Source organism: Mycobacterium sp. (assembly GCF_052144515.1).
Classification (GTDB): Bacteria; Actinomycetota; Actinomycetes; order Mycobacteriales; family Mycobacteriaceae; genus Mycobacterium.
This window is the reverse complement of record NZ_JBKQQD010000238.1, coordinates 1-7472: the sequence shown is the minus strand read 5'-3', so window position 1 is coordinate 7472 and position 7472 is coordinate 1. Positions and strand designations below refer to the sequence as shown.

Annotated in this window: 6 protein-coding genes and 1 pseudogene; all 7 read left to right on the top strand. The window is 62.4% G+C overall.

What is annotated here, in order from left to right; genetic code table 11:
* The first annotated feature begins 507 nt into the window (after positions 1-507).
* The 7 genes and pseudogenes from ACLP9N_RS16580 to ACLP9N_RS16550 all read left to right on the top strand — a co-directional run bounded on the left by ACLP9N_RS16580 (position 508) and on the right by ACLP9N_RS16550 (position 7263).
* Positions 508-1455: a tyrosine-type recombinase/integrase gene (locus ACLP9N_RS16580; RefSeq protein ID WP_442408445.1), complete on the top strand. Its 948-nt coding sequence runs from the start codon at positions 508-510 to the stop codon at positions 1453-1455.
* Between the two features lie 367 nt (positions 1456-1822).
* The gene (locus ACLP9N_RS16575) at positions 1823-2098 is read left to right on the top strand and encodes an excisionase family DNA-binding protein (protein ID WP_442408444.1); all 276 of its coding nucleotides are present in this window, start codon (positions 1823-1825) and stop codon (positions 2096-2098) included.
* Between the two features lie 1108 nt (positions 2099-3206).
* On the top strand, positions 3207-3668 hold the full coding sequence (locus tag ACLP9N_RS16570) for a hypothetical protein (protein ID WP_442408443.1): 462 nt from the start codon (positions 3207-3209) through the stop codon (positions 3666-3668).
* A gap of 165 nt (positions 3669-3833) precedes the next feature.
* Positions 3834-4640 (top strand): NUMOD4 domain-containing protein, encoded by an 807-nt coding sequence (locus ACLP9N_RS16565; RefSeq protein ID WP_442408442.1) that lies wholly within the window; start codon positions 3834-3836, stop codon positions 4638-4640.
* Positions 4641-4951: 311 nt separating this feature from the next.
* Complete coding sequence (locus ACLP9N_RS16560; RefSeq protein ID WP_442408441.1) at positions 4952-5788, top strand: phthiotriol/phenolphthiotriol dimycocerosates methyltransferase; 837 nt, start codon at positions 4952-4954, stop codon at positions 5786-5788.
* Between the two features lie 29 nt (positions 5789-5817).
* Positions 5818-5919, top strand: a pseudogene (locus tag ACLP9N_RS16555) (nitroreductase family protein); the annotation flags it as partial.
* Positions 5920-6549: 630 nt separating this feature from the next.
* Complete coding sequence (locus ACLP9N_RS16550; RefSeq protein ID WP_442408440.1) at positions 6550-7263, top strand: hypothetical protein; 714 nt, start codon at positions 6550-6552, stop codon at positions 7261-7263.
* The last annotated feature ends 209 nt before the right edge of the window (positions 7264-7472 follow it).

Below are 7472 nucleotides of genomic sequence, written 5' to 3'. Positions count from 1 at the left end.
CTACAACGACCCGGGCGCCGACTACTTCAACCGGCTGCACCCCGAGCGAGCAAAGAAGCGGGCCATCTACCAACTCGAAGCCATGGGCTACCACGTCACCCTGACCCACGCCAGTTGATCACCGACGTTGGGGAAATCTTCGCGTCAGAGCCTATTTCATTAAGTCGGGCTGACAGGATTTGAATCCGTCAGCCACGCGAAATCGGGCATGCCGGGTGACCTGCGAAACGTGGCCTCTACCAGGCGATTCAGGCCTCCGCGCCGTGCGCTGGCTGCGCTGGTAAATGCTGGCGCGTATCATGCGAGATCGCACGAAGATCGCACGGAGGGAATCACCATGACATGCACCAAAGGCAGCCGGGGCTGGGGCCACATCCGCAAACTGCCGTCGGGCCGCTTCCAGGCGTCCTACATCCACGACCTCGTCCGGCGCACCGCGCCGGTCACGTTCACCACGAAGCCACGCGCAGAAGGCTGGCTGGCCGACGAACGCAAGCTGATCGAACTGTGGACACCTGGACCCCGCCCGCCAAGCGCGCAGCGGCCCGTACAGCCCGCGCAATCACCCTCTCGCAGTACGCGGCGAAGTGGGTGGACGAGCGCAACATCAAGCCGCGCACCCGCGACGAGTACCGGGCCAAGCTGCGGCTGCATGTGAACGACACCATCGGACGCCACGAGATCAACGCTGTCACCCCGGCTTTGGTGCGGTCCTGGTACAGCGCGCTGGGCACAGAGCACGCCCGGCGCAATTCGCATGTCTACGCTCTGCTGCACGGCATCTTCGCCACGGCTGTGAAAGATGGCTTGCTGCAGTCGAACCCGTGCCAAATCAGCCGTGCGATGAATCCGCCGCGCAAGCGTGAGCCGGTCGTCCTCGGCGTGCCCGAGATCGCCGCGCTGGCCGACGCCGTCCCTGATCGCTTCAAGGCCATGATCTTGGTCTCGGCGTGGTGCGGGCTGCGCTGGGGTGAGGTGACCGAATTGCGCCGCCATGACATTGATGAGGTGGTCGAGGTGATCCATGTGCAACGTGGGGTGACCCGCACCCGCGACGGCTACCAGGTCGCCAGCCCTAAGTCCGGCCTCGCTCGCACCGTGGTGGTTCCCCCGCACATCCGCGCCGACATCAAGCACCATCTCGACGCGCACACGGCCAAGGGTGCCGATGCGCTGCTGTTCCCCAACAACAGCGGCGATCACCTCAACGACACCGTCTTTCGGCGGTTCACGTTCCGCCCCGCACTGAAGGCCATCGGGCGCGAAGGCGTTCGCGTGCATGACCTTCGTCACGCGAGCGGTACGATGACTGCCCGCGTCGGCACCCTGGCCGAGAACATGGCACGCATGGGTCACTCAACCGTGCGTGCGGCGCTGCTTTATCAGCACGTCGTCAGTGGCCGTGATGCCGCAGTGGCAGCGGCGTTGTCGGAACTGGCCGCTGCAGAGGGCTAGCCCGTCCTGGGCCTCAGCGGCCCCAGGACAAACGATCAGGCCCTGGCTGGGTGATGTACCGGCCAGGGCCTGATCTGTCTGTCCAGGCCCAGCTTCACTCGCCGGAAACCCAAGCCAACGCCCCGTGTCCCTGGAAGCCGCCGGGGAACTTATGTGGACCTGTCGAGTTTGTTCCCCCGCCGCCCGATCCCGCATCTGGAACATGGTCGGTATATCCACCGACTCGCCATTGTCACTGTGGCACCACGTCTTTCGTGCGCCGGACACTGCTGGCAGGTGTATCCTTGGTGATGGCCGCTGAAAGCGGGGTAACCGAGGTCGAAGGATTAGCACCACATCATGAAACTGCCACTTGCCCATATTTCTGGTGGCGCTGGCTGCCGTCGCAACTGTCGATCCCGCAGCCAACCGCGCCCGCCGCCGGAGCCAGGCGAAGGAACCCATCGCCGATTCCGTGCCGGGGCTGAAGCCCGCCATCACCATCCAACGAATCGTGAAGACATACGACATTCCGTATTCAACTGTGCGGCAGTGGATTCGAGAAGGCCGTCTACCTGCTTACCGCGTGGCCAATGGCCGACAGGTACGGGTGTACGTCAAAGACTTCGAAAAGTTGTTCATCCGCATCGGCGGCGACGACTAGCGCACAGGGCATCGCCCTGGCTCAGTTGTATTGCACCGCAGCATACCTCGGCATAAGAGCAGCCCTGGAAGCCCATACACCCACGGAGAGAGGAAGAACAGGAAATGGAAAATGCAAAACGATATCAGCGCGGAATCGGCTGCGGCACAGGGCGGTCCACCGGGCCATAAACGCAGCGAAGGCCGGGTTCCTACCCCGGCCAACGCCCAACAGCCACATGACACAACCTGCTACGGCCAGGATATCGCATGGCAGACCTCGGCGCAGGCGGGTGATCTGCCATGACCGATGCACGCTTGCCAGAGCGGTAGCTTGGGGATCGCCGACTTGCGCGTCTGTCCGATGAACACTTTCGATCCTTTGTCATGGCCTTGGTGTGGTCGGTGAGCAATCGCACTGATGGCCGCATTGAGCAAGAGGATCTGGAATTAATCCCGCGCTTCGCAGCCTACGCACCTGCCGCCCTCGTCAAGGCAGGGCTGTGGACGGCCATTGACCACGGCTGGCGGATAACCGAATTCGCGGTGACACAGACCAGCCAGTCGGAGCTTGAGCTACTAGAGAACAACCGCCGTCGGGAGCGTGAAAAGAAGGCTCGACAACGAGCATCGAAAGCCGCTGGCGACAGCCAGGATACGGAGTTGTCCCAGGGGACAGTACCGGGGGATGTCCCAGGGGACGTGTCCCAGGGGACTGCACAGGCTAGGACAGAACAGGACAGGCTAGGAAAGGAAGGCAAGGACAGGAAAAGCAACCACAGAACGACTCCCACTGGCCCACGCCAAACGCCCGCAACGGCAATGGTTCTGAGCCTTACATGCCGACAGCCGAAGAGTCGCGCCGCGTGGAAGACAACGTTCGCAGGGGTTACGAATGAGATCGAAACGAAACCAGCGCAAGGCCGGTGCCGGTGCTGACGTTTCGCACCCGAGGACGACGATATCCCCGAGACTGAAGAGCACCGCCGGTATCTGGCGCTCATGGCCGAGTTCCCGAAATGTGCTTGCGGTCAATCGTTGTGGGCACCGCAGTCAATCGCTCGCGGCTGCTGTGAAGGCTGCCGAATTGATGGAGGTCAATAGTGACAGTCAAACGGATGGAGATCATAGTGACAGAACAGGATTCGGACGACGACGAATTCAACGAGCGCATCTGGCGGGCGTTGAATCAGATACCAGATCCCCCACACCCAGACGCTCGCAGCAAGGAATCCCAGTTCGACTGGGAGTGGAGTTGGACCGAGAGGTCCGACGAGAATGTCTACAGCCGGTACTTCGATGTGCGGAAGTGGGAGGGCAACAACAACTCTGCGCGGCGCGATTGCGAGATCACTGTGGGCGCTGAACAGGTCGCCGTCTTCGATGCCGACTGGCAGCGCATCACCGAAGTGAGCATTCGCAACTGGGCCATCTGGGCTTTGGTTGACGGAGGCAAGGACATTTCGTCGGATGACGCTCGACAAATCGCTGGTGCGTTCCTAGCGGCTGCTGACGAATTGGACCGCCGGATAGGGGTGGCACCCGCAACCACAGCGGTTGCGGCACCCGCAACCAAAACGGTTGCACCATAAGAAGACTAAGTGAGAATACTAATCCCGTTACGGTACTTCGTACCGCAACGGACGTACGAAAGTGGTTACGTTGCTTACCAACTCACCTACTCAACTCAACCACGTAGGTAACCAACAGACCGCGCATGCGAAAAATCAGGCGCAAGGCCAGGAAGGCGAGAGAGCATGACCACCGTCCAGGTGTCCCAAAATGATGGGACAGGTGGCGGGTTTCCCGCCACGTCACCTGGGGGGTTTCCCCCCACCTCAACTGACAATCCGATCCCCGCGCAGTGCGCCATCTGTGCCCGCGAGCTTGAGAACGTGCCCCCCCTGGTTTCACTCTGCCCTCGTTGCAAGGCCGTCCTGCGCACCTCCCGGCTTCATGGCTTCGAACCGCCGCACGCACCATTGACCACCCGTCGCGAGTTCTTCCTTCCGGTGCGGGGATTCGAAGGCCGGTACGAGGTCAGCAACAAAGGCCACGTTCGTTCGTTTCGTAAAGTTGGCCGTCCCCCCAAGGCGGCACATTGTCCCGCAGGCGGGACAATTCAAAGCTGCGGCAAGCTGCTCAGTGCCACAGTTGACGGCGGCGGGTATCCGCGTGTGATTCTGGGCCGGGGCGGCAGAAGCGTGCGAGTCCACACCGTTGTCTTGGAAGCCTGGGTCTGCCCTCGGCCCTCTGGGCATGAATGCCTACACGGCGACGACGTGCGGCGGCACAATCACTTGCGAAACCTTCGATGGGGCACCAGATCCGAAAACATGCGCGAGTGTGTTAGCAGGGGTCGGCATAACAATGCGTCAAAGACCCACTGCCGCAACGGGCATCGGTACGACGAGGCGAACACGATCCACGACGGGTCTGGTCGTCTGTGCCGGAAGTGCCACAATGAAAGTTGCGCGCGATACCGCGCCTGTGTTCGTGCCCGAAGGGCCGCCCAGCGTCCACGCAGAAACACTTTGGGGGCTTCCGAGGGTGGTTATGCCTGAGCCGGGGGGTCAATGGCTCAGAGAGGCAAGGCAGTTCGGCTCCGGTCGAGCATCGCGCCCGTCGTTCAAGCTGCTGGCCGACAAGCTCGCCCATCTGTATGATCCGCCCCGGCGTTGCGGATCGGAACGGGCTCCTCGCGAAGTTCCACCGCGCACCGAACACCGCGAACGCTCGCTGTGTCAGGTGACCCACTTTGGAAGCCGAGAAGCAAGAACGGATCGCGCAAGGCTGGAAGTACCGAGATTTTCAATGGTGGCCACCGGCATAGGGCGGCGTCCACCATCGCGACTCGCGGTGCCATAATCCCCCCATGGCTCAATCCGTTCCTATCAAGACGACTCTGAAGACGCGGGTGTCAGACAGGCTGTATCCGCTGGTGGCGTGGCAAAGGCTTCAGAAGCGTCTTTACCCCATCTTGACCAAACGCACCGCCAGCAGCGGTGAGCTGTTGTTGCTCAACAACGGTTACGAGGAGGATCCGCCAATGGCGGTGCCGCTGGGCGCGTCCGATGAGCCCGGCCGGTTCCAGATCCAGCTCTACCAACGTACGGCGGTCCAGTCACAGGTGGATCTGCGCGGCAAGCGGGTGCTGGAGGTCGGTTGCGGCCACGGCGGCGGGGCTTCCTACCTCACGCGCACTTTCGGCCCGAAGTCGTACACGGGGCTGGACTTGAACCCGGCCGGTATCGAGTTTTGCCGAAAAACGCACAATGTGCCCGGCTTGTATTTCGTGCAAGGCGACGCCGAGAATCTGCCCTTCCCGGACGAGTCCTTCGACGTGGTGATCAACATCGAATCCTCGCACTGCTACCCCCACTTTTCTCGTTTCATGGCCGAAGTCAGGCGCGTGCTGGCCCCGGGAGGGCATTTCCAGTACACCGATTTTCCACACCCCACGGATGAAGCCTGGAAGGCCACGCTGGAAGACAGTGGAATGCAGATGCTTTCGGAGAGGAACATCAGCGCGGAAATAGCGCGCGGGTTTAAGTTGAATTTGCCTCACTTGCTTCATGTGAGCGATCTCCACAGCCCGGCGCTCCTGCGCGGCTTAGTCCGCAAGGTCTACGGCTCGAAGGTCCTGGCCACCGTCCGCGAATTGGAAACCGGGGAACAGACGTACTGGATGTACTCGTTCGCCAAGGCGTGAGGCGGGGTCCCGGCGGATAACCTCCACACATGACCCTCAACCTGTCCGTCGACGAAGTCCTCACCACCACCCGCTCGGTCCGCAAACGCCTCGACTTCGACAAGCCGGTAGGCCGCGACGTAGTTCTCAAAATCGACGCCGCGCATCATGTCGATGGCAGCCATACCGGACTGCAAGTACCAGAGATCACGGCGGCGCTGTTCCGCAGCCCGGTGGTGGGCGCTTGCCCACACCAACAAGACCACCACAGCCGTGATGACAAGCAGGTACGCGACAAGCAACGTCACTGCAAGGCTCGCCGGGGCGTTCATCCAATGCAGCTTAGGAACGAGCAGGCCGTCGCGCGGCAAATTCGGAAGAGCGGGCCTGGCGCGGTCTGCGAGCGACCACCGCGCGGCGGCTACGGGTAGACAGTCGCGCCCTCGGCAGCCGGGGCAATCGTGGCGTAAACGGCCACGGCGACACCGCCCCGGCAAGAGGCGCGTCAGTTGTATCTAGACCAGGCGCGGGACGCAATGAGCCGACCGGCGCGGCAGTGACCACGCGCGTGGAAACCAAGACCAGGGGGCGCTGCCGCCGGTCCACAACGTCCACCCCGGCGACCATTTCAGCAGCGGAAACCATCGCCGCCTCGTCGCCGGGGTGGGATCCATCCCTGAGAGTTTCTGCGCTATACGGCATTTCGGCGGGGCTTTATCCTTGACCAGGACTTTAGTCTGTGCTAAAGGAACCTAACCCGCCTCGAAACGCAGGAGTTCGCAATGACTTTCCCCGGTACACGCCGTCCCGGCTTCCACGTCCCACCGCTACCCACGACGCTGCCGCCGGATCCAGGTGGATCGACACCAGACGAGCGCCATCACCGGAAGCTGCTGCAGGCGGCGAGAATGTATACCGATCATCGTGCGTCGATCAGCCGCGACGTGGATCCAGCCGAGTTACGAGACGCCGCAGGCAGTTTTGCCACCACGCTGGTTTTTCAGCAGCTTGCCCCGGCACTGGCCGAGGTGCAGCAGCACGCAGCCGACGCACAGGCCAACGTCGCCAAGCTCTTGAAGGGCAGCCGCGTGCCCGAGGACGACGCAGCGGCTCAACTGGCAGCCGCAGCTTTCTGGCGGCGGTCCTCGGCCCAGCTTGACGCCGCGAAGAACCCGCTCCAAATCGCCAGTGTCGCGCAGGAGTTGATCAACAGCGCCGAGACGCCAGTCGAGATCGCGTGTCTCACAAAGGAATTGCCGGGGTATCTGAAGGCCAGGCAGGTTCCCTCGGGCTGGTTGCCCGGCGCGCTCGCGGCCAAGGTGACGGGAGGCAGTGAAGCGCAAGCCGAGGCAGACCGCGCCGCCAAGGGATTGGCTGTCGCCACCCGTAATCATCAAGCTGTAGTGCGGGCGGTAACCCAAAATACGGACATCGGCCCCTTGGTATCGCCGTCCGTGGCCGACTCAGGGCCGTACACCGACTACTACAGCGGCTAATAGCGCATGACGTACAAGATTTGGCGCGTCGAAGCCCCTGTTCTGCCAAGTTCGCAGGGGCGTGATGCGTCAACCGTCCGGCGGTCTTTCGCACCTGGTGGACGGGGCGAAACTAGGGTTCATGCCCCTAGGACGCTGCTGATGTAGTGCCCTCTGCGGGGCGGGTTGCCGGTGTGGTTGGTGTGCCCGAAGTGGTGTGTGGTGGACGG